Here is a 26,397-nt window from a genome sequence, read left to right as displayed (position 1 = left end):
GTGGCTCCTTCGGGTGTGTGCGGAGTTTGCCCCCCCCTCACCCTAACCCTCTCCCCAAAGGGGAGAGGGGACGATTACACCCTCTCCCCTTTGGGGAGAGGGCTGGGGTGAGGGGTGTTGTTTTTATTACTTCACCAGCTTCTTCGTCATCGCAAGCAGCGTACGCACGTCTTCCGGACGCGTATCACCGCTGGCTTTGTCGATAATCGAGCTGTAGATATGCGGAATGATTTTGCTCACGCCAGCGTCGAGGGCGATCTGCAGGATCTCCTCATAGTTTTCCAGATCGATACCTCCGGTTGGCTCCAGCCAGAAGTCGTGGCGGGCGCAGGCTTCCGCCACCGCTTTGTACTCGTCACGGCACTTCAGGCCGCCCATCGGGAAGTATTTGATGGAGCTGCCGCCGAAATCTTTCAGCAGGGCAATCGCGGTTTCTACCGGTACGATACCGTCCGGGGCCGTGCTGCTCAGCGGGCCGGTGGAGATCTTGACCATTCCGACGGTGCCGGTCGGAGAGACCAGGCCGTTGACCACGGACTCATTCTGCCCCAGCAGCGCACGGCTGGTGGCCACGCCGGTGAACACCTGGTTGACGTGCTGCGGCTGCACCTGGCGGGAAATTTCACTCACCATCGCCGACTGGTTCGGATCCCCCGCGCCCAGGCCGACGGAGAGCGCGTTATCAATCAGCGCGGCGTATTCACGCATATCGGCGACGGCGCTGTCCACGTCCGGGTAATTTTTGGAGAGCACGCCCACCAGCACATGACCTTCCGCCGCCTCGTAAATGGCGCTGGCGTTGGCTTTCGAGCCTGCCAGCACGTTCAGGCAGACGCGGTCACGGTAAAAGTTGGGGGTCAGTTTCATGCGTTTTTCTCCTGTCCTAATACTTCGCTAATACGGCGGTACACGATGTTCAACTGGTCAGCATTCACGCTGCGCACGTCCGCCTCGATAATCCCTTCGTTAGCCTTGTAGCCACGGAAGTAAATGGCGTATTCACCCTGCTTCAGCTTCGCCACCAGATCCCCCGTGCCGATGCCAGTCACGGCTTCGTCAAACTTAATCTCGGTGCGGGCGATGTCGCGTCCGGCGCTGTCCCAGACCACGCGCGCGGTCACGCCGTTCAGGGTATTGAGCGCGTCGATAAACGGCGTCATCTTCGCCACCATCTCGGCACCGCTCTCTTTGGTTGCCGTCAGGTAGTGTTCGATGGCGCAGGTCAGGCCGAGGATCCCCTCTTTACCAACCTTCATCGCGCGGCCAATGCCCGCCGTCTGGCGCTTCACCCACTCAACGTACTGGGTTTTGCCGATCACCAGACCGCTGGTTGGCCCTTCAATCGCCTTCGCGCCGCTGTAGATCACCAGATCGGCACCGGAACGGTAATAGGTATGCAGATCCTCTTCCGCCGCCGCGTCAACGATCAGCGGAAGATCGTGTTTACGCGCCACGACTGCCGCCTGCTCGACGCTGAGCATGCTTTTCTGCACGCAGTGGTGAGATTTGATGTAGAGGATCGCCGCCGTGCGCGGTGTGATCGCCGCCGCCAGCTGATCGGCAGAACATTCGTTGGCGTAACCCGCTTCCACCAGCTTACCGCCGCCCAGCGCCACCATGGTGCCCACCGGCGCGCCAAAGTTCACGTTGTGACCTTTCGGCAGGACGATTTCGTTGTTCTCAATCGGGGTCACGTGCAGGTTTTCCAGCAGCCAGTCGCTGTCTTTCACCAGCACCGCCGCCACGGACTGGGCAATGCCCGCCGACGCGCAGGAGACCACCGTTGCCCCTTCCACATCCAGCAGCTTCGCGATGTATTCACCGGTTTTATTAACCAGATCCTTCATCTCGAAGTACTCATTCATACCGTCCATTGCCGCCTGCACCACTTCCGGGCGCGGCGTGGAGACGCCCAGCGCCGTCATGCGGCCAGAGGTGTTGATCACCTGCTTTAAGTTGTACTTCTCATAAATCGAAGGCATGTTCCGTGCTCCCTTGTTCGGTCATGTAGCCCTTGCCCGCGCGGATCGCGGCAAGCGGCACCAGAATGTGTTCAGCCTGCAGGCTGTCGTTTTCGGCATCCGTCAGCACCGTCGGCTGGTGTTTAATCGTGAACAGCGTCAGGTCGGCATCGAGACCCGGCTGAATGCGGCCTTTGCGCGTCAGACGCAGGCCGTCGGCGGCGTTGGCGGTCACGCAGTCAATGACCTGCGGTAATGACATGCCGATAGCGAGAAACTTCGACATCACGCTTGCCAGCGAGCCTACCGGGCCGTTGATTCGGTTGCGGCAGTAGATATCCGAGCTGATGGTGTGCGGCAGGATGCCCATCGCGATGGCGCGTTTCGCCACTTCAAAGCTGAAGCTCGCCGTACCGTGACCGACGTCCAGACGCACGCCGCGCTTCAGGGCGGACGTAATGGAGGCGCGCAGTTCGCCGGAGGGCGTCAGAATGCGGTTCGGTTTGCCGTTGTAGCAGTGGGTAATGATGTCGCCGGAACTCAGCAGCTCGGCAATTTCGTCAAGGTTCGGCGGGTTGTTACCGATGTGGACCATCAGCGGCAGATCGCCGTTCTCTTTCTGAATCGCTTTAGCCCGTTCCAGCGGCGTAATGCCATTTTCACCGACCACGCTGCTGCTCATGCGCGCTTTCAGGCCGACGATAAAATCAGGGTGGCGCTTCACCGCCTGCTTCACCGCGTCGGCGTCAATATTCGCCATGTTGGCCAGTTCGTTCTGGGCAATCAGCCCCACGCGGGAGATGTTCAGCAGGGCAAAGACTTCGGTTGTCGCTTTACGGGTGATGTTGTAGAAATCGTCCACGTCGTCGGCACCGGTACTGCCCGCGTCCACCACGGAGGTCACGCCGGTGGCAATGCCCACGCTGTCCGGCTCGTCGTGGTAAATCGGGGAGTTCGGGTAGCAGTGGACGTGGGAGTCAATCCAGCCTGCGCTGACGAACACGTCGCCATTCAGCTCGACCGTTTTATGCGCGGGGGCGACAATCTCGCCCAGCGCCGCGATTTTCCCGTCCTGAATGGCGATATCGGTCAGGGTATCGTCGGCAAGGCGCGCACGGCGCAGGAGTAAATCAAACATGAGGATCTCCTGATAAGGCGGGCGCCTGAGCGCCCGCGGGTATTAAAGGGCGACCGGGAACAGCCAGCCCAACAGCATTGCACCGAGAATGGCGCCACCGGTAATCGGCTTCTGCCAGATGTAGAACACCAGCGCACCCAGCAGGGAACCGACGCCGATAGGAATGGAGGCGGTCATGGCGCTGAGGATAATCAACGGCCCGAGGAAGCGGCCGGAGGCGTTACCCGCGCCCATCATCACGTCTGCACCGTAGGTGGAGTTGCTCTGGTTGATGGTGAACTTACGGGCCAGGATGATGACGTAGCCAATCGCCAGACCAATCACCAGGCCGGTAATCAGCGCGGCAATGAAGTTGGTCACCGGGAACATGATGCCCGCGCCCAGCAGCAGCGCCGGAACGCCGAGGCCCACGCCGGTCTGGATCGCGCCGCCGATGTCGAGAATACCGACCAGCGAGCCTTCGATAATACGGGCGAACAGGAAGCTTGCGCCAAACGCCGCCACCGCACCGTAGACGCCGGTATCTATCCCCGCTTTCAGCATCGCCACGAAGGCCACTTCGTTAAACGCGCCGATGCCGTAGAGGTAGTACATGTGCGTCCCGGCGAAGACGCCGGAGGAGAGCAGGCCAACGAAGATCGGGAACGACCAGTCGGCATACCAAAAACCTTTATTCTGTTCCATTTAGAGGCTCCTGTTATTTACCGCTGAGCGAGTTGTGGATCATGTCGAGCCAGTTCGGCACGGTCAGATGGAAGGATTCGATCATCTTCATGTCGAAGCCGCGGAAGAAACCGCTCAGCACGAAGAGCAGGACGATCGCCGCCATCATCACTTTGGTGACGTGGTTCCAGCCGCTCTCTTCAACACCTTTACCGATCAGGATCCCCAGCACCAGGCCCGGTACGGCGTTACCCATGATCAGCTGCGCCGCGCCGCCAAAGATGGTGGCCCAGAAGCCAGATTTTTTACCCGCGTCGATGGCCGCCAGCCAGAAGATCACCGGCATGACGGTGTTCACCAGCAGGTTAGCCGCCGGTACCAGCACCTTGACGGCGGTGACCTGAAGCGCAGCCGGAACGGAGGAGGCGGTCAGGTTCAGGAAGGTGACGACGAGCATGCCAATCACGCCGCAGGCAATCGCCATTTTGCGCGGGTCGTGCAGCGTTTCGCCGACGTTACGGTTTTTGATCATCAGTGCAGCAGCACCCCAGTTCGGGATGATGCGGTGGTCAACGTCCTGTGTGAAAGCCCCTGCAGCCACGGAAGAGGCCCAGGCGTTAAAGAAGAAACCTAACCCAAAGGAGAAGTGGGACGCCGGATCCCCTTCACAGGAGTTCAGTTCCCCCAACGTACGAAACGCGCCCATACCCTGAGTGGTAGGCGCATGAAACATGCGTGCAGCCCCGGCTCCGACACCGACGCCAACCAGGCCGCCAATGATGAGCGATTTTATTAATATAATTAAGAACATCAGTCTGCCCTTTTATGAATAATCAGCGTTGCGTGACGAAATCCACCTGGTCGAGATTGATGGCGGTCACGTTGACGGTCACATCCAGCTCCACGCTGTAGGTGCGTCTTTCCCGGCGCAGAAAGAAGAACAGAAACGCTTCTTTACGCACCGCTTCTTGCGCCTGAACGACCTGCACATCCTGTGGCTCAATACGCAGTAAGATATGCGGTGAGGCTTTCATCACCGCGGCCTGAACGTGGTTGAGCGCGTCGGCAAAGGCGCGCGCTTTGGCGTCGCCTTTCCCCTTCACTCTCACCGTGGTTGTGAACTGTTCTTTCATGCTTATGCGCCGTATTTCTTCTGCCACGCCTGTACCAGACGCTCGCCCAGCTCTTCTTTATCCATAAAGCCAAAGCCCAGCACGTTGCAGCCTTCGTTGATGGCGGTCACGCCCTCTTCCACGGAACGCATACCGTATTTAGCTTTGTAGCCATACTTAGTTTGGGCAGTGATGGCACCCGCGCCGCCGCTGCCGCAGAAGGAGATACCGAAGGTGGCGTTTTCCGCTTTCATCACGTCGCCCAGCTTCATATCCGCTGCCATGCCCGGCACAACCACCGCGCGTCCACCTGCTTTTTCCACACCGGCAGCCACTTTCTGACCTTTACCCAGGCGATCGCCAATCACGACTGTAATCTGTTCCATGTGTTGCTCCTTAAAGGTTATCTTTCGCGACTTCGAAGTGAACGGAGAGCAGCCAGGCTTCTTCATCAGGAAGATTGCCAAACTGCGCGACCACCTCACGGGCGAGTTGCATTGAATCGGGTGAAATTTCGTCGAACAGCTCCGCTTCAACCTCCGGCAGCGGCTCGCCGGTCACGGACCGGTGCGCCATTGCACGCACGTGGGAGGTGAGCATCTGCTCCTGTACTGCATTGGGGATGATGTTGTGCCGGGCCAGCAGGGCATAGACCTGCTGCAGCATGGTGTTCGCGAGCTGTTCTGTTTGCACCGCCTGTTCCCCAACGTCGTTCATTACCGCTCCGTTAATCACTGGTCTTACCCCGTTAATGGCTCTGGAATAAAACTAACGTTGGGGGGGAATTGTTTGTAGCGAGTTGTTTTCCACTTCGAAGTGTAAAGGCGAGCCGCAGCAGTGATCTGTGCCACATAAATACGGTGAATCTGAATTAATCATGGTATTTGCGTGATGAATATCACGCTATCGCGCGGCAAATAAGGGGTAAGCGAAGCGGAAAAGATTCCGAGCGGACTCGTAGAAATGTGATGTGGATAAGGTTTTCTTATGGGGATGAGAAAGAGTGTGAGCGGAGGCGCTTAACGCGACCCCGCTCGGGCATGCAATTAACGATACTTTTTGTGATACGTGTTGCGCGTAGTCACAAACTGCTCGGCCGCCGCCTGGGCCTCTTTCACTTTGCCTTCGTTAGCCAGCTTCAGCGCACCGTCAATTTGTCCTACCAGCACGTCAAAGCCGTGGCGATAGTCTTTCATCTCTGCACTCTCTGCCGCTTTGCTTTCCAGCTTCGGAGGCGTCGCTTTTTGTGCGTCCAGCGCCGCTTCACGCATTTTGGTCAGTGCGTCTTTCATTTCAGCCGCATTGTCCGTTTTCTGCACCACCTTCAGGTTTTGACCGAGGATGCCCATGTCGTCTTCAAGATCGGCAGCAAACGCAGAAGAGCCAAGAACCAGCGTTGAAGCCGCGACGATCGCTAACAGGTGTTTACGCATTGCTCACTTCCTTTTTTATTATTAAAACGCCTTTACGGGTATTACTGGCCGGCGATTTTCATTTCCGGCAGAAGTACAGAACCACACTGTATATTGCTACGTGTTTCAATATCGTTACCGACCGTAACGATATTGCGCCACATGTCCTTCAGATTACCGGCAATCGTAATCTCGCTTACCGGATACTGGATTTCGCCGTTTTCCACCCAGAAGCCCGCCGCGCCGCGAGAGTAGTCGCCGGTGATGCCGCTGACGCCCTGACCCATCAGTTCCGTTACGACCAGGCCGGTGCCCATCTCTTTCAGCATCTGCTCAAAGTTCAGACCCTGCCCGGCAATGCGCCAGTTGTGGATGCCGCCAGCGTGTCCGGTGCTTTTCAGCCCCAGCTTGCGCGCGGAGTAGTTGGTCAGCAGCCACTGGGTCAAAACGCCGTCTTTGATGATATCGCGACGTTCGGTGCGCACGCCTTCGCTGTCGAACGGCGTGGAGGCCAGCCCTTTCAGCAGGTGCGGATGCTCTTCAATGGTCAGCCATTCCGGCAGAATTTGCTTGCCCAGCGAGTCGAGCAGGAAGGTCGATTTGCGGTAAACCGAGCCGCCTGCGATAGCGCCCACCAGATGGCCAAACAGACCGGTTGCCACTTCATTAGCAAAAATGACCGGGGCCTTCATGGTGGAGAGTTTGCGCGGTGACAGGCGAGACAGCGTGCGTTCGGCACACTCTTTACCCACCCACTCAGGAGACTGCAAATCCCCCAGCGCGCGGCCAATGGTGTAGGCGTAGTCACGCTCCATGTCACCGTTCTCTTCGGCGATGACGCAGCTGGAGAGCGAATGACGGGTGGAGCAGTAGCCCTGCAGCATGCCGTGGCTGTTGCCGAAGACTTTGATGCCGTAGTGGCTGTTGAAGCTGCCGCCTTCGGTATTGGTGATGCGCTTATCAGCCTGCAGGGAAGCCTGCTCGGCGCGCGCGGCCAGCTCGATCGCGTCGTCCGGGGTCACTTCCGCCGGGTGGAAAAGATCGAGATCCGGTGCGTCAAACGCCAGCAGGTCTTTATCCGCCACGCCTGCGTAAGGATCCGGAGAGGTATAACGGGCGATATCCAGCGCCGCCTGCACCGTACGGGCAATGGCATCCGGGCTGAGATCGGTGGATGACGCGCTGCCTTTGCGATTCTGGTGATACACCGTGATCCCAAGCGCGCCATCGCTGTTGAATTCTACATTCTCCACTTCACCATAGCGGGTACTCACGCTGATGCCGGTGGTTTTGCTGACCGCCACTTCGGCGCCATCTGATTTTTCTGAAGCAAGCATCAGCGCGGTGGAGACGGCTTCTTCAAGAATCTTACGCTGCGCTTCAACTTGTGAGGTTACTTTCATCGCAAATGCCATACTGTAAGAGAGAGTTATCTGAAGTCTAACAGAGAACCGTTTTTCAGTGCGCGTCTTAACTGGTAACATTAGCCTCTTTTTTAAGGAGCCTGACATGACTAAGCAGCCCGAAGACTGGCTCGACGACGTTCCCGGTGATGACATCGAAGACGAAGATGATGAGATCATCTGGGTCAGTAAAAGTGAAATTAAACGTGACGCCGAAGAGTTAAAACAGCTTGGCGCAGAAATGGTAGAACTGGGTAAAAACGCGCTGGACAAGATCCCGCTCGACCAGGATCTGCGTGATGCCATTGAACTGGCACAGAAAATTAAAAAAGAAGGCCGTCGTCGCCAGCTTCAGCTTATCGGGAAAATGCTGCGTCAGCGCGACGTCGATCCGATCCGCCAGGCGCTGGACAAGCTGAAAAACCGCCACAACCAGCAGGTTGCGTTTTTCCATAAGCTTGAGCAGATCCGCGATCGTCTGATTGAACAAGGCGATGATGCCGTGCCGGAAGTGCTGAACCTGTGGCCGGATGCCGACCGCCAGCAGTTGCGATCGCTGATCCGCAATGCGCAGAAAGAGAAAGAAGGGAATAAGCCGCCGAAGTCTGCGCGCCTGATTTTCCAGTATCTGCGCGAGCTGTCTGAGAACGAAGAGTAATCCGTGCGGTTTTGCGCCGGATGGCGGCGTAAACGCCTTATCCGGCCTACAAGGTCGTGCAAAATGTAGGCCCGGTAAGCGCTAGCGCCACCGGGCTTTTTTTTACTCTGCCGCTTCCGCTTTCTTCGCCAGACCGTCCAGCAGCTTCTGATGGATCCCACCAAAACCGCCGTTGCTCATCACCAGAATATGGTCACCCGGTTGAGCGGCTTTCACCACCATATCCGCGAGCGCATCCACATCCGCACTCCAGTGCGCAGGCTGAATGCAGGCATCGGCGACTTCAGCCACCTGCCATGGAATATGCTGCGGCTGCAGCAGGAAGACTTCATCGGCACGTCCTAACGACGGTGCGAGGTCATCTTTGCAGATGCCCATCTTCATGGTGTTCGAGCGCGGTTCCAGCACCGCCAGAATGCGGGCTGTGCCGCCGACTTTGCCGCGCAGGGCCGCAAGCGTCGCCAGAATGGCCGTTGGGTGGTGCGCGAAATCGTCATACACGGTAACGCCGTGGGCTTCACCGCGCAGTTCCAGACGGCGACGGGCATTGATAAACGAACCCAGGGCATTGGCCGCATCCACAGGCAGAACGCCCACGTGACGTGCCGCAGCAATGGCCATCAGGCCGTTGTGCATGTTGTGCTCGCCCACCAGGCCCCACTTCACTTCACCCACTTTTTCACCGTCGAGCAGCACTTCCCACTCGGAGGCATCGGCGTTGAGTTTCTTCGCCTGCCAGTGGCCCTGCTCGCCCACCAGCTCCTGCTCGCTCCAGCAGCCCATCGCCAGAGTCTGCTTCAGGTTGATGTCGTTCTCCGGCAGGATGATGCGCCCCTGGCCCGGAACAATGCGCACCAGGTGGTGGAACTGTTTCTGAATGGCTTTCAGATCGTCAAAAATATCCGCGTGGTCAAACTCAAGGTTGTTGAGGATCAGCGTGCGCGGGCAGTAATGCACGAACTTAGAACGCTTGTCGAAGAACGCGCAGTCGTATTCGTCGGCTTCGATCACAAAGAACGGGCTATCACCCAGACGCGCAGAAACGTCGAAATTACCCGGTACGCCGCCAATCACGAAGCCCGGCTTGTAGCCGCAGGCTTCGAGGATCCAGGTTGCCATGCCCGCGGTCGTGGTTTTGCCATGGGTACCGGCAACGGCAACCACCCAGCGGTCACGCAGGACGAAGTCATGCAGCCACTGCGGGCCGGACATGAACGGAATATTGCGTTCCAGTACCGCCTCGACGCACGGATTGCCGCGGGTCATGGCGTTGCCAATGATCACCAGGTCCGGCTCGGGATCCAGCTGGCTGGCATCGTAGCCCTGAATTAAAGCGATGCCCTGTTTCTCCAGAAGTGTGCTCATTGGCGGATACACATTGGCGTCCGAACCTGTCACTTCATGGCCCAGCGAGCGCGCCAGCATTGCCAGTCCGCCCATGAAAGTGCCACAAATCCCCAATATATGAATGCGCATACGTCACTATCCTTCTTCAATGTGGCGCACATTTTACTCACATGTTAGCGGCTGTGAAACGCATTTCAGGTAAATCCGTATGTTGCTGGCGCGATTCACCTCTGCGCTAATATTTGAATGTTTGTTAAGATTGTTGGGCTTTAGTCGTTTTAGTGAACATACAATCGCTCTACTCACAAAGATGCAGGGAAAGTGTTATGAAAACGTTAGGTGAATTTATTGTCGAAAAGCAGCACGAGTTCTCTCATGCTACCGGTGAACTCACTGCTTTGCTGTCGGCAATAAAGCTGGGCGCTAAGATCATCCACCGTGATATCAACAAGGCCGGTCTGGTCGATATCCTGGGTGCCAGCGGTGCCGAGAACGTTCAGGGCGAGGTTCAACAGAAACTCGATCTGTTCGCAAATGAAAAATTGAAAGCTGCACTGCGCGCGCGCGACATCGTTGCGGGTATCGCCTCTGAAGAAGAAGATGAAATTGTTGTTTTCGAAGGGTGTGAACACGCTAAATACGTTGTTCTGATGGATCCGCTCGACGGTTCCTCAAACATCGACGTTAACGTTTCTGTCGGTACCATTTTCTCCATCTACCGCCGCGTCACGCCTGTTGGCACGCCGGTGACCGAAGAAGATTTCCTGCAGCCGGGCATTAATCAGGTTGCTGCCGGTTACGTCGTTTATGGCTCCTCCACCATGCTGGTGTATACCACCGGGTGCGGGGTTCACGCCTTTACGTACGATCCTTCCCTGGGTGTTTTCTGTCTGAGCCAGGAACGTATGCGCTTCCCGGAGAAGGGCAGCACCTACTCTATCAACGAAGGCAACTACATCCGATTCCCGAACGGCGTGAAGAAGTACATCAAATTCTGTCAGGAAGAAGATAAAGCGACCCAGCGCCCGTACACGTCCCGCTATATTGGCTCTCTGGTCGCGGATTTCCACCGTAACCTGCTGAAAGGCGGTATCTACCTCTACCCAAGCACCGCCAGCCACCCGGACGGGAAACTGCGTCTGCTGTACGAGTGCAACCCGATGGCGTTCCTCGCCGAACAGGCAGGCGGCAAGGCGAGCGACGGTAAAGAGCGTATTCTGGATATCGTGCCGGAAAGCCTTCACCAGCGCCGTTCATTCTTCGTCGGCAACAACCACATGGTTGAAGACGTTGAACGTTTTATCCGTGAGTATCCGGACGCGTAATACCTCTCTTCAGGGGAGCCCGTCCGGCTCCCCTGGTCATTTATATATTTTACCGTATAAGTGTTTATAAAAAACATGCTTTAATATTCACCACTGCTCCTGCATTATTTCCATAACAGTTTGACAGATATTTCGTGGAGCAGAATCGCAATGAAAAATTATTCCCGTGCTAATACCGGCATTGATTTAAATCTTATCCCTGTATTTATTGAAATCGTCCGCTGCGGCAGCATGGCGAAGGCCTCTTTGCGTCTGGAGATGTCCCGCCCCGCGGTGAGCCTGGCCTTAAAGCGTTTTAATCAACTCTTTGATGAGCCGTTATTTTTCCGCAAAGGTTTATATCTTGAACCGACGGAAAAAGCGTTAGCCTTAACCCATTCGCTGGAAATATTAATGGGCGAAATTCACGATAATATTGGGGCAGTTAATTCCGAGAGAAATAAAACCCCGACACAGAACGTACCGGGGCTGGGGAATATTATGCAGCAGTCTGAGTCGTCACTTTGAATGATGACATGGCTTCCATCAGCTGACGCGACTGCTCCTCAAGGGAGCGGGTCGCGGCGGAGGATTGCTGCACCAGCGCCGCATTCTGCTGCGCGGTTTCGTCCATCTGATTCACCGCAATATTCACCTGCTCAATGCCGCGGCTCTGCTCCTGAGACGCGGTCGCAATCTCTCGCATCAGTTTGGTCATGCGCAGCACTTCTGTTGCGATCTCGTCCATCGTTTCGCCAGCCTGCTGGGCCAGCTCGCTGCCCTCGTTAACGTGGGTCTGCGAATCACTGATAAGGGTTCGGATCTCTTTCGCCGCGTCGGCGCTGCGGCTGGCAAGGTTTCGTACTTCACCCGCGACGACGGCAAACCCGCGCCCCTGCTCGCCCGCGCGCGCCGCTTCCACGGAGGCGTTAAGCGCCAGAATATTGGTCTGGAAGGCAATGCCGTCGATCACGCTCAGGATGTCAGCGATGCGCGTCGAGCTGCCGGAGATATCGCGCATTTTTTCAATCACGTAGCAGACCATTTCGCTGCCGTGATCGGCCGTGTCGGACACCGACTTCGCCAGCTGGTGCGCCTGCTCGGCGTTATCGGCGTTGAGCTTCACCGTCGCGGTGATCTGTTCCATGCTGGCCGCCGTCTGCTCCAGCGACGTGGCGGTGGATTCTGTACGCTCGGCGAGATCCCGGTTCCCCAGCGTCAGCTCACGGCTACCGGTGTCAATTTGCGAGCTGGCATCGCGTACCCGCAGAACCGAGTTCATCAGCGACTGTCGCATCTCCTCTATCACCGCGTTGAGGCGGTTAAACTCCTGGCTCGCGGACGCATTCAGCGTATGGGTTAAATCCCCCGCCGCCACATTCTCCAGTTGAGCAATGGATGCCGAGAGCGGCTTGAGCAGCATATGACGCAGCACCAGCCAGGCGAGTACGATAATGCCCGCCGTCAGCAGCGCTGCGACGATAATCAGGATCAGTACGTGGGTTTTACTCGCCTGCACGGCACTCACTTCCGCCTGACCACGCGCTTCACTCCATTTCTGAAACGCCTGCATATCGTTATCAAACTGCTTCGCCACCGGGATCAGCGTTTTCTCCAGCAGATCGTAATAGCCGTCCGCGCTCTGGTCATTCAGGGTTTTCAGCATCGGGTTGATCCCCTGCTGGCTATACGTCGCCAGGCTGGACGCCACTTTATCAAGCAGCTGTTGCCCCTGCTCGTCAGCCACGCCGCCGTCGATCACGCCTTTCAGCGTTTTCTGGGCCAGGGCAATTTCCTGATTGATGTTTTTTACCGCGTTGGCCGCATCGTCCAGCATGCCGATTTCCATCATGCGGACGGCCTGGCCCGCCTCATTGCGCGCGCGCAGAATTAGCGTATAGCCTGAATTAAGCTGCACCATCTGCTTACCCTGAAGGTGATTAATACGCTGCAGTGAAGAAGAACTCTGTGTGAGGGCATAAATGCCAATGCCGCTGACAATCAGCAGCAGAAGGGTCATAACGGCCAGTAAAGAGAGCAAGCCGGTACGAATCGATAGCGTTTTAAGCATGATATTATTTCCGGTAGCGAGATATTTCTGGGCATAAAAAAAGAGTATCGGCCGCTACCGGAAAATGTTTAGACTTTAAGCAAATTCAGCGTGTTATCGCTCTGTTACCGATGTGTTTACGCGGGTAACAGGCGAGCTTTGACGGTTCTCCCAGAGCACCGTCAGACCGCGCTGCAGGGCAATAAAAATAAACAGCAGAATGCCGATGGCGATCTTCGTCCACCAGGAGCTGAGCGTACCGTCAAAGTTGATATAGGTTTGTATCAACCCCTGAATCGCCACGCCGAACAGCGTCCCCAGCACCGTACCCACCCCGCCGCTGAGCAGCGTGCCACCGATAACCACAGAAGCAATCGCATCCAGCTCAACGCCCACGCCTGCAAGGGCATAACCCGCCTGGGTATACACCGAGAAGACGATACCCGCCAGCGTCGCCAGGCCGGTCGAGAGCATGTAGATGCGGATGGTGGTGCTGCGGGTTGAGATCCCCATCAGGTTTGCCGACGTGGCGTTACCGCCAATGGCGTAAACCTGATTGCCAAACCGGGTACGGTGGGCAAGGAAGATGCCAATCACTACCACGCCCAGCATCAGCAACCCCATCGCGCTCAGACGGCCGCCGCCGGGAATTTTCCACGCCAGGCTGGAGAGCGTGTCGTACACCGGATGGTTAATCGGAATCGACTCTTCCGACACCAGATAGCTCACGCCGCGCAGGAAGAACATTCCGGCGAGGGTGATGATAAAGGCGGGGATTTTTAACGCATCGATCAGTAGCCCCATAAAGGCACCAAACGCACAGCCCATCGCCAGCACCAGCGGAAACGCCACCAGCGGAGAGATCCCCCAGAAGCCGATCGCCTTCGCGAGGAACACGCCCGTAAACGCGATCACCGAGCCGACGGAGAGATCGATCCCGCCGGAGAGGATCACAAAGGTCATTCCGACGGCAATGATGCCTAAAAAGGCGTTATCGGTCAGGATATTGCAGATCACGCGCGTCGAGGCAAAACCGGGGAACTGCGTCAGACAGTAGAGATAACCCAACACAAACACGCCCAGCGTGATCATCAACGGTAAATTACGTTTTATCATGGCCACGGATCCCCTTAATGATGCTGACAAAGCGCGGCGACTGGACGATCAGCACGCAGAGCACGACCACCGCTTTCACCACCTGGTTGAGTTCCGGCTGAAAACCGGAGAGCAGGATCCCGGTGTTCATTCCCTGAATAATCAGGGCGCCTATCACCGAGAGCAGGAGGTTAAAGCGCCCGCCCATCAGCGACCCGCCGCCGATCACCACCGCGAGGATCGCATCCAGCTCCAGCCAGAGTCCCGCGTTGTTGGCATCGGCCCCGCGAATATCGGCCGCGACGATCACCCCGGCGATGGCGGCGCACACGCCGCTAAGCACGTAGGTCAGCATCACCATCAACCGGGTGTTGACCCCGGCGTTGCGCGCGGCGCGGATGTTGATCCCGACGGCCTCAATGAACATGCCCAGCGCCGTTTTGCGGGTGAAGAGCCAGAAGACAACGAGCGTGACCAGGGCAATAATCACCGGCGTCGGGAAGAACAGAAGGTTGCCGCTACCGAGCCACGCCAGGCTCGGGGAGTTAAAGGTGACAATCTGGCCGGAGGTAATCAGCTGCGCCACCCCGCGCCCGGCCACCATTAAGATAAGGGTGGCGACAAAGGGCTGAATTTTCAGCACCGCCACCAGAATGCCGTTCCATAATCCAGCCAGCACGCCGGTGCCTAAGGCCGCCAGCAGTACCACCGGCAGGCTGTGTCCGGCCACGGTCATGGAGGCGGCCGTGGCCCCGGCGATAGCCATCACCGCGCCGACGGAGAGGTCAATCCCGCCGGTGGCAATGACCAGCGTCATCCCGATGGCCAGCAGCGCCACGGGCGCGGCACGGTTTAAAATATCAATCGGGCTGCCAAACAGGCGGCCATCCTGCACGATAATCTGGAAGAAATGCGGCGCGACCAGGCTATCCACCACCAGCACCACCAGCAGCGCCGCGATTTGCGGCGTGCCGGTTGGCCAGCTGAAGCGGCGCTTTGACTCACCGGTTTGCGAAAGCGAACGGGGCATCACGATTCACTCCTTATGCCGCGATGGCATTCATGATCGCCGGAACGGACAGCTTATCCAGCGGGATCTCAGCCACCTGTTTGCGATCGCGCATGATGATGACGCGATCGGCATAGCCCACCAGCTCTTCCAGCTCAGACGAAATAACCAGCAGCGCCAGACCGTCCGCGCACAGCGTTTCGATCAGACGAATAATTTCAGCGTGCGCACCTACATCAATGCCGCGGGTCGGTTCGTCGAGGATCAGGAACTGGGGTTTGGTCAGCAGCCAGCGTGACAGCAGCACTTTCTGCTGGTTACCACCGGAAAGAAACTCAATAGGCTGTTCCGCGCTCGGCGTGCGGATGCCGAGCTGGCGGATAAAGCGCTCGGCTATGGCGTTTTGCTCTTTTCGTGGAATAGGCCTTAACCAGCCGCGCTGCGCCTGCAGCGCCAGAATGATATTTTCCCGCACCGAGGCCGCGGCGATAATACCGTCCGTTTTCCGGTCTTCCGGGCAGAAGCCGACGCCCAGACAGGAGGCCTGATGCGGCGATCGCAGGGTTTGCGGTTTGCCCTTGATCAGCGCACTGCCGCTGTCCGCAGGCTTGATCCCGAAGATCACCTCGGCGGTTTCGGTCCGGCCGGAGCCTAACAGGCCCGCCAGCCCAACAATTTCGCCCGGGCGGACTTCCAGGTTAAACGGCGAGATCACCCCTTTTTTGCCGTAATCGCTGAAGGCGGCGACCGGCTTCTCGCTCAGCAGCGTGCGCCCTGCACGCTGAAGGGCGTTGGTTTCCAGCTCGCGGCCCAGCATCATTTTCACCAGCTCGATCTGCGGCAGCTCGCGGGTTTCGCGGCAGCCGACAAAGCTGCCGTTGCGCAGCACCGTAATGCGATCGCTCACCTCATACACCTGATCGAGGAAGTGCGTGACGAAGATCAGGCTGACGCCCTGATCGCGCAACTGGCGCATCAGGGTAAAAAGCATCTCGACTTCCTGGGTATCGAGGCTGGCGGTGGGTTCGTCGAGGATCAAGACTTTCGCCGAGAGATCGATCGCGCGACAAATGGCGACGATCTGCTGCATCGCCACGGAAAAGCGGTTCAGCGGCTCGCGGACGTCGAGGGAGAAGCCGTAAGATTCCATCAGCCTTGTCGCCCGCGCTTCCATCTCTTTGCGGCGCAGCAGACCAAAACGGCGTGGTTCACGGCCAATAAACAGGTTATCCGCGACCGACATATTCGGCAGCAGGTTCACTTCCTGGTACACCGTCCCGATCCCCAGCTGTTGGGCATGGGCGGTATTTTTTGGCGAAATGGCGTTGCCTTCCAGCCAGATGGTGCCGCGATCGGCGTGATAAACACCGGTCAGGGATTTAATCAGCGTCGATTTTCCCGCGCCGTTCTCGCCCAGCAGTGCCATAATCTCACCGCGCCGCAGGCTGAAATCAACGCTATCCAGCGCCTTTACGCCGGGGAAGAATTTACTCAAGCCCTCTGTGCGGAGGATTTCCTGGTGTTGTTCAGTGTTCATATTTACGTCCCCGGCACGTTCCCGTAGGCCGGGTAAGCGCAGCGCCACCCGGCAAGTTCACTGGATCAGTAGCCCATATTTTTCTTCTTCTCTAACTCTTCTTTCGCCGTGTCAGGCAGGTAAAGCGTGGACCTGGTGACCGTCACCTTCTCAGGCATCGTGCCGTCTTTCTTGAATTTCTCCAGCGCGTCGAAGGCCGGACCCGCCATGTTTGGCGTCAGCTCTACGCTGGCGTTGGCTTCGCCGTCGATCATCGCTTTGTAGATGTCCGGCACGCCGTCGATAGAGCCGGTGAGGATATCTTTGCCCGGCTTCAGACCCGCTTCTTTAATCGCCTGAATTGCACCGATCACCATGTCATCGTTGTGGGCGTAAACCATGCAGATGTTCTTGCCGTTGTTTTCAGCCTTAATGAAGCTCTCCATAACCTCTTTACCTTTACTACGCGTAAAGTCGCCGGACTGAGAGCGGATAATCTTGATGTTTGGCGCTTTAGCGATGGCTTCAGCAAAGCCTTTTTTACGGTCGATGGCCACGCTCGCACCGACGGTGCCCTGCAGCTCAACGACGTTACACGGCTTGCCGTCGACCTGTTTCACCAGCCAGTCGCCAATCAATTGCCCTTCAAGCACGTTGTTGGCGGTCACGGTGGTCATATAGAGGGATTTGTCTTTGACGTCGATGGAACGGTCGAGCAGGAAGACCGGGATCTCAGCGTCTTTCGCTTCCTTCAGGACGGGTTCCCAGCCGGTCGCCACAACGGGTGCAATAAAGATGGCATCCACGCCCTGGGCGATAAACGAGCGCACGGCTTTGATCTGATTCTCTTGTTTTTGCTGACCATCGGCGATTTTCAGGGTAATACCGCGTTTCTGAGCCTCGCTTTTCGCCACGTTGGTTTCTGCCGCTCGCCAGCCAGATTCAGAGCCGACTTGCGAAAAACCTACGGTTAAGGGAGCGGCCATCGCCATAGACGACATGGCTGCCGAAACTGCTGTGACCAGGAGTAAGCGCTTCCACATATGAACGTCCTCGTAGGGTGAGTTATTGTTGGTTAAAAGATGTTCTGCGGAATGACTATAGCCCATGAAATATGTAACGAATTGCGTTACATCACACTTCAGAAAAGTGAATAAAACGTTAATCACAAGTTTGTAATCGCTTTCATTTCGCCATGAAAAATGCGGCTGAGTTTATGGATTTTCCTGTCATGGAATCGGTCTGAAAAGTGGTGAAAGCGGGGAGAGAAAGCGAAAACAGGCGGAGACATTCAGCGCGAGTTGGCTATAATACCTGCCACTTGTTTACCATCCATTTTAAAGGACACCGACATGAGCTTACTCAACGTCCCAGCGGGTAAAGAACTGCCAGAAGACATCTACGTAGTTATCGAAATCCCGGCTAACGCAGATCCGATCAAATACGAAGTGGACAAAGAGAGCGGCGCCCTGTTCGTAGACCGTTTTATGTCTACCGCGATGTTCTATCCGTGCAACTACGGTTACATCAACCACACCCTGTCTCTGGACGGTGACCCGGTTGACGTGCTGGTTCCAACGCCATACCCACTGGAGCCAGGCTCCGTCATTCGCTGCCGTCCAGTTGGCGTGCTGAAAATGACCGACGAATCCGGTGAAGATGCGAAGCTGGTTGCGGTACCGCACACCAAGCTGAGCAAAGAATACGATCACATCAAAGATGTGAACGACCTGCCAGAGCTGCTGAAAGCGCAGATCACTCACTTCTTCGAGCACTACAAAGACCTCGAAAAAGGCAAGTGGGTTAAAGTTGACGGCTGGGACAACGCAGAAGCGGCGAAAGCAGAAATCATCGCTTCTTTCGAACGCGCTGCTAAGAAGTAATTCTTACTGCTGTTATGAAGGCCCCGCGAGTCGGGGCTTTTTTTGTCCCAGCATCGTCACAAAAACGTCATAAAGAGATTTTGTCTCACAATATTAATTAGATATCGCTTTTTACCTGCCTTATCCCCTCTTTCCCCCTTAAAGTCTGTCTGCCGCAGGTCGATACCTCCCGTGATATGAGCGCAATCGCTTTTTCACATAACAGGAAATCATGAAACTCAACACACTCACCATTGGACAGCGACTGGGCCTTCTGGCGTCGCTTCTGTTGCTTGCAACGCTTTTTATTGGCCTGCGTGGCCTGCTGATCAATAGCGACAGTCAGGCGCAGAATGAACAGATTATGGCCATGGAACAGACCATCACCAGTAGCATCGATACCGCACGCAATGCCCAGGTACAATTTAAAATCCAGGTCCAGGAGTGGAAGAACACCCTGATTCGTGGCGCTCAGGGACAAGAAGCGTTCGATAAATACAAAAAGGCATTTATCGCTGAAAGTCAGAACACGCAGGCACTGCTGACCCGTCTAAGTGAGCTCCTGCCCAAAATTGGCATGGATAATCAGCAGGTGCTGGCCACACGCGACATTCACGCCGGCCTCGAACAGAAGTACCTGGCGGCACTGGCAACTTACCAGGTTGGAGATACAACCAGCGCCCAGCGTGTGGATAAGCAGGTCACAGGGATTGACCGCGAGCCGACAAAAATGATCGACAACGTCGTGGCTCGCACGCTGCAACATGCCCAGGCGATCCATGAGCAGACCATCGCCCGCAACCAGGAACAGTACCAGAAGACGAAATGGATGCTGGTGCTGGCAATGGCGCTCACGCTGGCGGCCGGAATGCTTGTTACCTGGTGGCTGATTCGCAGCATTACTCTTCCGCTGGCACAAGCCGTCACAATAGCGCGTACCGTAGCCGCCGGTGATTTGCAGTCCCGCTTTGCCGTGGCCGGGAGAGATGAAACGGCTGAGCTAATGCGCGCTCTGCAGGAGATGAATGAAAACCTCACGCGCATTGTATCTGGGGTACGTAAGGGTACTGAAACCATCGCCACCGCGTCAGCGCAGATTGCCAGCGGTAGTCATGAGCTTTCTTCTCGCAACGAAGCACAGGCAAGTGCACTGGAACAAACCGCAGCATCCATGGAGGAGCTTACGTCGGTCGTGAAAAGCAATGCAGAACATTCACGCACTGCCAGCGATCTTGCCCGTAATGCCCGTCAGGTAGCCCGCCAGGGCGAAGAGGCCGTTGAACGTGCGATGCACACCATGAGTGAAATTCATAATTTCTCCAGCGAGATCAACTCTATCATTAGCATGATCGACAGTATTGCCTTCCAGACCAATATCCTGGCGCTTAACGCTGCAGTTGAAGCGGCGCGCGCGGGAACTGAAGGCCGCGGTTTTGCCGTCGTTGCAGCAGAAGTGCGCGCCCTAGCGCAACGTTCAGCCGCCGCCGCCAAAGATATCCGCGTTCTGATCGACCGCTCTGTTAACCGAATTGATGAAGGGAACGGGCAGGTGCAGCAAGCCGGCGCAGCGATGGCGGATATTCTGCACAGCGTGAGTAAGGTGACTGAATTGATTGAGGCGATTTCACATGCCAGCAATGAACAAAGCACGGGTATCGACCAGGTCAATGTGGCCGTGACACACATGGATACAGCAACACAGCAAAACGCGACCTTGTCACAGGAGTCTTCCGCAGCAGCGCAAGCCATGCATCGCCAGGCAGAACAGCTTCTGGAATCGGTGCAGATATTCAAGCTGCGTCAGGAAACCATTTAGCCCATAAAAAAACAACGCCACCTCACGGTGGCGTTGTCGTTTTTCAGTACTGGTCTCTGTCTAACCAGTTACCGCTTACAATTCGCGTTAACCCTTCGACCGGACGCTGGTAGACATACATCCACGCACTTCCGTACGGCGTCTGGATCAACTGGCGCGCGTACTCACCGCCCCTGGTGCGCAAGGCATCAAGTTCGGCAAGCGTTGCGTTATCAATACGATACACTTCACCCTGTACTGTTCCTTCGCCCGGAACCGCGCCTGGATAGTGGCCCAGGCTGTACAACTGGTAGTTCTCGATATTGTAATTCCCCAGCAGCAGGGCATTGGTCATCCAGTGACTGTTGCCTTGCCTGGTTCTTAAACTGCCGTAGACAAATATTCGCATTGCTAAAACTCAAACTGATAGAGCAGATCAAGTGCCTGGTCTACGCCGGACACTGCTTCCAGATATAGCTTAGGCATCAGGCGATAGCGTAGCGTGAGTGTTGCCAGTGAGTCAAAGATCCCCACACCATATTTTACCTGCAGACCCGGCAGTACATAGCCGCTGACCACCACCTGCGAGGAGTCACCCACGCCCTGGGTGTCCAGCGCCAGATTGCTTACGCCGAACGTCTCGCCGATTTTACCCACAACCTGCCCACTTTGTGCAACCCCCAGACCCACTAACATCGAGGTCATCGCCGCACTGTCGCTTTGTCCGCTGTCCAGACCTTGTCCACGCAGCAGATAAGAGAGGGCTTCCTGCTGCGACATTGCCGGGTCAGAGAAGATCTCCGCCTTCGGTTCGTCAGCAGAACCGGTGACGCGAACGCCAGCAATGACGTCGTTTTCCGTCGCTTCCGGGTTACGAATCGCTTCGATGTTCAACAGGGGCTGATCCGGTGGACCGGAGAACAGCAGCTCGCCTTTGCGGACAATCAGATCCTGACCATAGGCGTGGAAACGCCCTTCAGGAATATTGATCTGCCCGTTCAGGCCAAGCCCTTGTTTATCCTGCGCCACTTTCAGGTCACCCGTGAGCCTCGCCTTCAGCCCAAACGCATCCAACCGCACGTTATTCCCCACGTGCACGATAAGGTTACTATTAATCGGTATGCCAGCGCTCTTCTGTTCGACAGGTTTCAGATTTTCATTGAGCATAACTTCATCACTTGAGACGCCGACCGCACTTTCCGGCACGTCGTGAACCACGATGCGCGCCCACGGTACGTCGACGCGTCCGTCAAGCGTGAAGAGGCTTGGCGTGGCTTCAAAGACCACATCAGGCGAGACGTCCAGGCGCACCATCGGCGGTACGGTGATGCGTACCTTACTGCCCTTCGCGGCAATACGGGCGCGCCAGTTGTCGAGCTGGCTCCAGTCCGCGTCGCCGCTCAGGTTGATTTGCCCTTGCTGCGTTAATACCGAGCCGCTCAGCGTCGAGCTCATGCCGTTGAAATTCATTGCGATCTGGCTGGGCTGCATGTCAAACGGCATGAAGTTTCCGTCGATATCCACGCCGCTGAGCCGCAACTGACCGAACAGCTGCGGACTTTGCGCGTTGCCGGCCAGGCGCAGGTTAGCGTTCAGCATACCCTCGGCTTTTTCCCCGCGTGCGAAAATCGGGTTCACCATCGCCAGGTTGAAGTTACGGATGTTGACGTTGCCGCCCAGATTACGCTGTCCCTGCGGATCGGTAATCTGGACCTGCCCGTCCAGCTGGCCGTTGTTGGTCAGGCGGATTGTCCACCCCAGCTGTGCGCGATTGTTATGCAGATCGGCACTCAGGTTCAGGGTATCAAACGCCACCGGAAGCGGCGCGTCGTTGACCTCCTGCGTCACCTTCACGTTACGCCCGGACAGCGTGACGCTGCCCTGAGGCAGCCCCTCTTTGGTGGTGTCCCAGGCCACATCGGCTTTCCCGCTGAAGACGCCGCTGGCCTGGGTCGTGTCCGGCATAAACGGCTTCAGCATCGCCAGATCAAAGCGGTTGAGGTTGATCTGCGCGCGTCCTTCCGCGCCCGCATCAATGGTCTGCGGCACGCACAGTTCCGCATTCGGGTTGGTCCAGCAGTGTGGCCCAATGCTGATCTTCTGCTCGGCGTTGCGGTAGTCCAGCGCGATGGAACGCGACAGCACCAGCGGCCCGACCGGGGTGTTGAAACGCGTGTTATCCAGCGTCCCTTTCCAGCGCGCTTCTTTGCGGTCAAAGCTGCCGGTCAGGTGCAGCTGGCCGGAGACCGGCTCGCCCTGCACGCGCAGCTGGAGATCGTGCTGCTTTTCGTTCCCTTTGGCGTCCAGGGTGACCAGGTTAATGTTCACATCCGGCTGAGAAATGCGCTCCACGCGCAGGTTCAGATTACCCCCGATCTGATCGGTGGATTTCACATCCCCTTCCACGCGGACGCGGGCAACGCTCAGCTCCTGCCAGCGCAGGTTATTGGCGGTAATGTCCGCCAGCAGCTGCGGCGCATCCACGGTGCCGCGCACTTTCACGAGACCTTTCGCGGTGCCGCCCAGACCCGGCAGGGCGTTATCCAGATTCGGCGCGTCGATGGTGGCGTCAAGGTTGAGATCTTTCACCCCCAGCTCGCCTTTGATATCCGCCGTGTTGCGGCCCAGCGCCACGTGCAGCCCCGGGATAATCCACTGCAGATAGCTGTTACCTTTCACCGAGCCTTCAACGTTAACCTTGTTCTGCTTCACGTTCCCGGTGAGCTTAATTTCCGGCACGTCCATCTGCCACGTACCGCCGTACAAACTGCCGCGCGTTTTAATCAGACCATCCAGTTTCGACGGCCAGTCCGGCACCTCTTTAGCGGTGTTAATACCCGTGAGCTTCAGCTCGCCGCGCCAGCTGATCGCCTGCTGCCAGTCGAGCAGTGCGGTCAGCTCGGTTTTGCCTTCCAGCGCCGCGACGGTCAGCTTGTCGAGGTTAACCTGCTGTTCGTTGCCCTTCGCATCCAGCGTGATGTTCGCGGGCGGCACGCCCTGCCCCTTCACCGCGGTGCGGAACGACAGCGTGTAATCGGTCATCTTGCCGCTCAGCTTCAGCTTCATGTCATCGGCCTGGAACTGCTTTTCGCCGGTGAATGGCCAGTAAAGCTGCTTGCTGACAATTTCGAGGTTAAGCGGTAAACCGGCTTCTGCCAGCTGGGTTTGCGCGCGCAGAACCAAGTCCACCGGACCGGAGAGATTCACCCCGACATCCAGCTTATCGCGCAGCGCGCCGCCCACTTTGACCTTCACCTTTTCGCCCTTGAGCGGATCGATGTTGAGGGCACTGTTCAGCGTAATATCCACCGGCCAGTTGTCGCGCAGCAGCGCATTCCCCGACGCATTCACCGAGCCCTGGTTGGTGTCGATATCCAGCGCGTCGAGCTTCATGTTGCCGTCAATGCTGCTGACTTTCAGCAGCATGGTGTAGACCGTCAGATCGGTATCGCCGGTCAGGCGCAGCTGCTCGCCTTTAAACTCCTCAATGTTGAGATTCAGCGGCAGATGAACGTCGGTCATTTCCGGCAGGACAGGCTTCGAGAAGAGATCTTTCAGCGTTTCGCCCAGCGGCTTTTCTTCCGGCTGCGGGTTCTGGATCTTCGGCTCGACGATCTCTTCCTGCGCCACGTCGGCCACTTTCGGCAGCGCGATCAGTAAGCCCTGCAGGGACGTCGGCGTCAGGGTGAGGTTTTTCTCCTGCCAGCGCAGGCCGGAGGTGAAATCCATCACGGACACGGTGGTGTCGTCGATTTTGATATTGACGTTATCCAGCGCCACCCGATAGAGCGCGATCGGGTACGGCGTGGAGAGATTCAGCGGGCCGCTGTCTTCCTCCTCGACCGGTGCAGACTTCGGCATTTTTTTCGAATCTATCGCCACGTTGACGTCTTTAAGCGACAGATCGTTGACGCAGAGCTTGCTGTCACGCAGACAGCCCAGCTTCACCGCCAGATGGAACTCCCCGGCGTTCACCGCCACGCCCGGCTGCTCGTAGCGGATGTTTTTCAGACGCAGATCGCGCCAGCCGCCCGTTACCTGGCCAATCTCCAGCCCGGGCACCCAGCGGTTCGCAGCGTTAAACAGTAGATGCAGCCCGGTCGTCGTTCCCACCAGAAACGCCACCGTACCGAGCAGCAGCACGATAAAAATCAGCACCCCGAGGCTTATTTTCTTCCATAAACTCATAATTCAGGCCCCAGACCGATGTAAAACTGTAATCCGTGTTCTTCTTTGTCGCCGACAGGCACGGCGAAATCGAGCTTGATGGGCCCGACGGGTGACTGCCAGCGTACGCCCACGCCCGCGCCGGTTTTAAAGTCGCTATGGCGGATATCGTTCACCGCTTCACCGCCGTCAACAAACATGGCGCCCCACCACTTTCCGCTGACGTTGTACTGATACTCCAGCGATCCCGTCGCCAGTTTTGACGCACCGGTTAGCTGGCCCTTTTCGTTCTCAGGTGAGATCGATTTGTACTTATACCCACGAATGCTGCGGTCGCCCCCGGCGAAGAAGCGCAGATCCGGCGGAACGCGCTCGAAGTCTCCCGTTTCAATCCAGCCGAGATTGCCGCGCATCACAAAGCGGTGTTTGTCATACAGCGTGCGGATCCAGACGTTTTGCGCCTGCATGACGGAGAAGTCCACGTCGGAGCCCCAGGCGGAGTTGGAATAATCGATGGAGTAGCGCTGTGAGTCGCCCCAGGTCGGCATCAGGCCTCCACGCGAGCGGGTACGGCTGATCATCACGCCCGGATAAAGCAGCATGGTGGTATTGGTGACGTTGGCCTGGGTAAAGTGGTCCAGGCTCCAGCGCAGGTTAATGGCGCGCTGCCATCCGCTGGAGAGATCCCAAAAGCGGGAGACCGCAAGCGTCGTAGAGTCCTGCCTGGTGTCGTTCAAATCGGTGCGCTTAAAACCGCCCTGCAGAAGGTAATATTGCTCAAGCGGATTTTTCAGCAGCGGCATTTTGTAGCTGAAATCCAGCTGCTGCTCGGGTGCAGAGAGGCTCAGGCTGGTGGTCAGGCTGTGACCGTACGAGTTCATCCACGGTTTTTTCCACGAGGTTTTCACGCGTGGTCCGACATCCGTCGAGTAGCCAACACCGGTCTCAATGGTGTTCTCGGTGCGCGGCGAGACAACGCCATGCAGCGGCAACACCTTGGTTTTGCGAGACTTATCAAATTCCGGTGCGACAACCACGGAGTTAAACCAGCCGGTGGCGGAGAGGCGACGGTTCAGTTCCGCCAGGTCCCTCGACTGGTAGTAATCCCCTTTTTTGAACGGCACGAGGTTTTGCAGGTACTCTTCACGAATTTGTGAACCTTCAAACGTCACATCGCCAAAGCGATAGCGTTCCCCGCTGTCGTAGTCGATATCCCAGAAGGCCTGACGTCGATCCAGCGCAATGCCCAGCTGGCTTTTATTGAACTGGCTGTCGAAGTAGCCCTTACGCAGGGAAACGCTCGTCAGCTCTTTTTTGAAATGGTCGTAGTCACCGTGGTTAAGCACGGTACCGATTTTCGGCCGCGTGCTGAGCAGGTCCAGGTAATCCCGGTCGGTACGCGCTCCGCCGCGCAGGATGACGTTCGTGCCGCCAATCAGTACCGGCTCACCCGGCGAAACGCGGGCAATAAGGACCTGGCGCCCCTTCTTTGGCGGCGGGCGGAGATCGAAATCAATGGTGGGTTCGTAATACCCCAGCGCTTTCAGCCCTTCACGGATGGCGTCATCGACGCGCGCGCGAAAACGCCGGTCCGGCGTCACCTCATCACTCTGGATGGTCGACAGCTGCGCACGCACGTTTTTTTCCAGCGCCCCGGATAACCCCTCAACCTGCAAACGGACATTCGCCGCGCTGGCAATCCCGCTTGTCAGCAACACACTGACCAAACATAACTGGCGGATTTTTGTCACGTTTTCTCCTGAATATCCCTGTTTCCACCCTGGAAGCAAATGAAGTGCCGCTCCGCGGCAAAACACGGCCTGTTGGCCAAAAACCCAAATCGCGGGTTGAAAATGGGTGTAACACCCAAATATTTCTTATGATTAAATCTAGACTCATTCAGCG

24 protein-coding genes are annotated in these 26,397 nt (G+C 57.0%); 5 read left to right on the top strand and 19 right to left on the bottom strand.

Going from position 1 to position 26,397, the window contains the following annotated elements; translation table 11 throughout:
* Positions 1-126: 126 nt before the first annotated feature.
* The 10 genes from dagF to pmbA form a co-directional block, all read right to left on the bottom strand.
* Entirely contained in the window at positions 127-867 is a 741-nt protein-coding gene (dagF, locus tag FU672_RS18890; RefSeq protein ID WP_148244390.1) for a 2-dehydro-3-deoxy-phosphogluconate aldolase, read from the bottom strand.
* Positions 864-1,982 (bottom strand): DgaE family pyridoxal phosphate-dependent ammonia lyase, encoded by a 1,119-nt coding sequence (locus tag FU672_RS18885; protein ID WP_148244389.1) that lies wholly within the window; start codon positions 1,980-1,982, stop codon positions 864-866. The genes dagF and FU672_RS18885 overlap by 4 nt, the downstream gene beginning before the upstream one ends.
* Positions 1,966-3,099, bottom strand: coding sequence for an amidohydrolase/deacetylase family metallohydrolase (locus FU672_RS18880; RefSeq protein WP_148244388.1), 1,134 nt, complete (start codon positions 3,097-3,099; stop codon positions 1,966-1,968). The genes FU672_RS18885 and FU672_RS18880 overlap by 17 nt, the downstream gene beginning before the upstream one ends.
* 42 nt (positions 3,100-3,141) lie before the next feature.
* A complete protein-coding gene (locus tag FU672_RS18875) occupies positions 3,142-3,783 on the bottom strand; it encodes a DUF4310 family protein (protein ID WP_023310183.1) in 642 nt (213 codons plus the stop codon).
* 13 nt (positions 3,784-3,796) lie between these two features.
* Entirely contained in the window at positions 3,797-4,573 is a 777-nt protein-coding gene (locus tag FU672_RS18870; RefSeq protein WP_023310182.1) for a DUF4311 domain-containing protein, read from the bottom strand.
* Positions 4,574-4,595: 22 nt separating this feature from the next.
* Entirely contained in the window at positions 4,596-4,895 is a 300-nt protein-coding gene (locus FU672_RS18865) for a DUF4312 family protein (protein ID WP_006810338.1), read from the bottom strand.
* Positions 4,896-4,897: 2 nt separating this feature from the next.
* Positions 4,898-5,260, bottom strand: coding sequence for an SFCGS family glycine-rich protein (locus FU672_RS18860; RefSeq protein WP_023293430.1), 363 nt, complete (start codon positions 5,258-5,260; stop codon positions 4,898-4,900).
* A gap of 10 nt (positions 5,261-5,270) precedes the next feature.
* Positions 5,271-5,609, bottom strand: coding sequence for a PRD domain-containing protein (locus FU672_RS18855; RefSeq protein WP_026080657.1), 339 nt, complete (start codon positions 5,607-5,609; stop codon positions 5,271-5,273).
* A gap of 311 nt (positions 5,610-5,920) precedes the next feature.
* Positions 5,921-6,307 carry a cytochrome b562 gene (cybC, locus tag FU672_RS18850; protein ID WP_148244387.1) on the bottom strand — a complete coding sequence of 129 codons (387 nt, stop codon included), beginning with the start codon at positions 6,305-6,307 and terminating at the stop codon, positions 5,921-5,923.
* Between the two features lie 41 nt (positions 6,308-6,348).
* Positions 6,349-7,701: a metalloprotease PmbA gene (pmbA, locus tag FU672_RS18845; protein ID WP_148244386.1), complete on the bottom strand. Its 1,353-nt coding sequence runs from the start codon at positions 7,699-7,701 to the stop codon at positions 6,349-6,351.
* A 94-nt stretch (positions 7,702-7,795) separates the two neighbouring features.
* On the opposite strand from pmbA, the gene yjgA reads away from it, so the two are divergent.
* Positions 7,796-8,347: a ribosome biogenesis factor YjgA gene (gene yjgA, locus FU672_RS18840; RefSeq protein ID WP_029739257.1), complete on the top strand. Its 552-nt coding sequence runs from the start codon at positions 7,796-7,798 to the stop codon at positions 8,345-8,347.
* Between the two features lie 102 nt (positions 8,348-8,449).
* Here yjgA and mpl read toward each other — a convergent pair whose 3' ends face one another.
* The gene (gene mpl, locus FU672_RS18835) at positions 8,450-9,823 is read right to left on the bottom strand and encodes a UDP-N-acetylmuramate:L-alanyl-gamma-D-glutamyl-meso-diaminopimelate ligase (RefSeq protein ID WP_148244385.1); all 1,374 of its coding nucleotides are present in this window, start codon (positions 9,821-9,823) and stop codon (positions 8,450-8,452) included.
* Positions 9,824-10,020: 197 nt separating this feature from the next.
* Here mpl and fbp point away from each other — a divergent pair, with 197 nt between their 5' ends.
* Both fbp and FU672_RS18825 read left to right on the top strand, forming a co-directional pair.
* Positions 10,021-11,019: a class 1 fructose-bisphosphatase gene (gene fbp, locus FU672_RS18830; RefSeq protein WP_148244384.1), complete on the top strand. Its 999-nt coding sequence runs from the start codon at positions 10,021-10,023 to the stop codon at positions 11,017-11,019.
* Between the two features lie 150 nt (positions 11,020-11,169).
* Positions 11,170-11,526, top strand: a complete 357-nt coding sequence (locus FU672_RS18825) for a helix-turn-helix domain-containing protein (protein ID WP_148244383.1) — start codon at positions 11,170-11,172, stop codon at positions 11,524-11,526.
* Here FU672_RS18825 and FU672_RS18820 read toward each other — a convergent pair.
* The 5 genes from FU672_RS18820 to ytfQ all read right to left on the bottom strand — a co-directional run bounded on the left by FU672_RS18820 (position 11,498) and on the right by ytfQ (position 17,711).
* Complete coding sequence (locus tag FU672_RS18820) at positions 11,498-13,069, bottom strand: methyl-accepting chemotaxis protein (protein WP_148244382.1); 1,572 nt, start codon at positions 13,067-13,069, stop codon at positions 11,498-11,500. The two genes, FU672_RS18825 and FU672_RS18820, sit on opposite strands and share 29 nt — an antisense overlap.
* Before the next feature lie 93 nt (positions 13,070-13,162).
* Entirely contained in the window at positions 13,163-14,164 is a 1,002-nt protein-coding gene (gene yjfF, locus FU672_RS18815; RefSeq protein ID WP_023293434.1) for a galactofuranose ABC transporter, permease protein YjfF, read from the bottom strand.
* Complete coding sequence (ytfT, locus tag FU672_RS18810) at positions 14,151-15,176, bottom strand: galactofuranose ABC transporter, ATP-binding protein YtfT (protein ID WP_187360830.1); 1,026 nt, start codon at positions 15,174-15,176, stop codon at positions 14,151-14,153. Before ytfT ends, yjfF begins: the two co-directional genes overlap by 14 nt.
* Positions 15,177-15,186: 10 nt before the next feature.
* Positions 15,187-16,689, bottom strand: coding sequence for a galactofuranose ABC transporter, ATP-binding protein YtfR (gene ytfR / locus FU672_RS18805; protein ID WP_148244381.1), 1,503 nt, complete (start codon positions 16,687-16,689; stop codon positions 15,187-15,189).
* A gap of 65 nt (positions 16,690-16,754) precedes the next feature.
* A complete protein-coding gene (gene ytfQ / locus FU672_RS18800) occupies positions 16,755-17,711 on the bottom strand; it encodes a galactofuranose ABC transporter substrate-binding protein YtfQ (protein ID WP_148244380.1) in 957 nt (318 codons plus the stop codon).
* Positions 17,712-18,020: 309 nt separating this feature from the next.
* Here ytfQ and ppa point away from each other — a divergent pair, with 309 nt between their 5' ends.
* Both ppa and FU672_RS18790 read left to right on the top strand, forming a co-directional pair.
* Positions 18,021-18,551: an inorganic diphosphatase gene (ppa, locus tag FU672_RS18795; RefSeq protein ID WP_010427397.1), complete on the top strand. Its 531-nt coding sequence runs from the start codon at positions 18,021-18,023 to the stop codon at positions 18,549-18,551.
* 211 nt (positions 18,552-18,762) lie between these two features.
* Positions 18,763-20,346 carry a methyl-accepting chemotaxis protein gene (locus tag FU672_RS18790; protein ID WP_148244379.1) on the top strand — a complete coding sequence of 528 codons (1,584 nt, stop codon included), beginning with the start codon at positions 18,763-18,765 and terminating at the stop codon, positions 20,344-20,346.
* Positions 20,347-20,389: 43 nt separating this feature from the next.
* Here the strand turns inward: FU672_RS18790 and FU672_RS18785 are convergent, their stop codons facing one another.
* Genes FU672_RS18785 through tamA form a run of 3 tightly spaced genes read right to left on the bottom strand, consistent with a single transcriptional unit; the run spans position 20,390 to position 26,243 of the window.
* Positions 20,390-20,734, bottom strand: a complete 345-nt coding sequence (locus FU672_RS18785; protein ID WP_024907288.1) for a gamma-glutamylcyclotransferase family protein — start codon at positions 20,732-20,734, stop codon at positions 20,390-20,392.
* 2 nt (positions 20,735-20,736) lie between these two features.
* Positions 20,737-24,513, bottom strand: coding sequence for an autotransporter assembly complex protein TamB (gene tamB, locus FU672_RS18780; RefSeq protein WP_148244378.1), 3,777 nt, complete (start codon positions 24,511-24,513; stop codon positions 20,737-20,739).
* On the bottom strand, positions 24,510-26,243 hold the full coding sequence (tamA, locus tag FU672_RS18775) for an autotransporter assembly complex protein TamA (RefSeq protein ID WP_148244377.1): 1,734 nt from the start codon (positions 26,241-26,243) through the stop codon (positions 24,510-24,512). The genes tamB and tamA overlap by 4 nt, the downstream gene beginning before the upstream one ends.
* Between the last annotated feature and the right edge of the window lie 154 nt (positions 26,244-26,397).

This window comes from Enterobacter asburiae, assembly GCF_008080435.1.
GTDB lineage: Bacteria > Pseudomonadota > Gammaproteobacteria > Enterobacterales > Enterobacteriaceae > Enterobacter > Enterobacter asburiae_C.
This window is presented reverse-complemented; position numbering and strand designations above follow the sequence as displayed.

Coding starts and splice junctions, on each gene's coding strand:
- FU672_RS18885 (WP_148244389.1), bottom strand. CDS start 1,982: ATGCCTTCGATTTATGAGAAGTACAACTTAAAGCAGGTGATCAACACC.
- FU672_RS18860 (WP_023293430.1), bottom strand. CDS start 5,260: ATGGAACAGATTACAGTCGTGATTGGCGATCGCCTGGGTAAAGGTCAG.
- ytfQ (WP_148244380.1), bottom strand. CDS start 17,711: ATGTGGAAGCGCTTACTCCTGGTCACAGCAGTTTCGGCAGCCATGTCG.
- yjgA (WP_029739257.1), top strand. CDS start 7,796: ATGACTAAGCAGCCCGAAGACTGGCTCGACGACGTTCCCGGTGATGAC.
- FU672_RS18875 (WP_023310183.1), bottom strand. CDS start 3,783: ATGGAACAGAATAAAGGTTTTTGGTATGCCGACTGGTCGTTCCCGATC.
- FU672_RS18785 (WP_024907288.1), bottom strand. CDS start 20,734: ATGCGAATATTTGTCTACGGCAGTTTAAGAACCAGGCAAGGCAACAGT.
- dagF (WP_148244390.1), bottom strand. CDS start 867: ATGAAACTGACCCCCAACTTTTACCGTGACCGCGTCTGCCTGAACGTG.
- cybC (WP_148244387.1), bottom strand. CDS start 6,307: ATGCGTAAACACCTGTTAGCGATCGTCGCGGCTTCAACGCTGGTTCTT.
- ppa (WP_010427397.1), top strand. CDS start 18,021: ATGAGCTTACTCAACGTCCCAGCGGGTAAAGAACTGCCAGAAGACATC.
- mpl (WP_148244385.1), bottom strand. CDS start 9,823: ATGCGCATTCATATATTGGGGATTTGTGGCACTTTCATGGGCGGACTG.
- FU672_RS18820 (WP_148244382.1), bottom strand. CDS start 13,069: ATGCTTAAAACGCTATCGATTCGTACCGGCTTGCTCTCTTTACTGGCC.
- fbp (WP_148244384.1), top strand. CDS start 10,021: ATGAAAACGTTAGGTGAATTTATTGTCGAAAAGCAGCACGAGTTCTCT.
- FU672_RS18870 (WP_023310182.1), bottom strand. CDS start 4,573: ATGTTCTTAATTATATTAATAAAATCGCTCATCATTGGCGGCCTGGTT.
- FU672_RS18880 (WP_148244388.1), bottom strand. CDS start 3,099: ATGTTTGATTTACTCCTGCGCCGTGCGCGCCTTGCCGACGATACCCTG.
- pmbA (WP_148244386.1), bottom strand. CDS start 7,701: ATGGCATTTGCGATGAAAGTAACCTCACAAGTTGAAGCGCAGCGTAAG.
- FU672_RS18790 (WP_148244379.1), top strand. CDS start 18,763: ATGAAACTCAACACACTCACCATTGGACAGCGACTGGGCCTTCTGGCG.
- yjfF (WP_023293434.1), bottom strand. CDS start 14,164: ATGATAAAACGTAATTTACCGTTGATGATCACGCTGGGCGTGTTTGTG.
- FU672_RS18865 (WP_006810338.1), bottom strand. CDS start 4,895: ATGAAAGAACAGTTCACAACCACGGTGAGAGTGAAGGGGAAAGGCGAC.
- ytfR (WP_148244381.1), bottom strand. CDS start 16,689: ATGAACACTGAACAACACCAGGAAATCCTCCGCACAGAGGGCTTGAGT.
- FU672_RS18825 (WP_148244383.1), top strand. CDS start 11,170: ATGAAAAATTATTCCCGTGCTAATACCGGCATTGATTTAAATCTTATC.
- tamB (WP_148244378.1), bottom strand. CDS start 24,513: ATGAGTTTATGGAAGAAAATAAGCCTCGGGGTGCTGATTTTTATCGTG.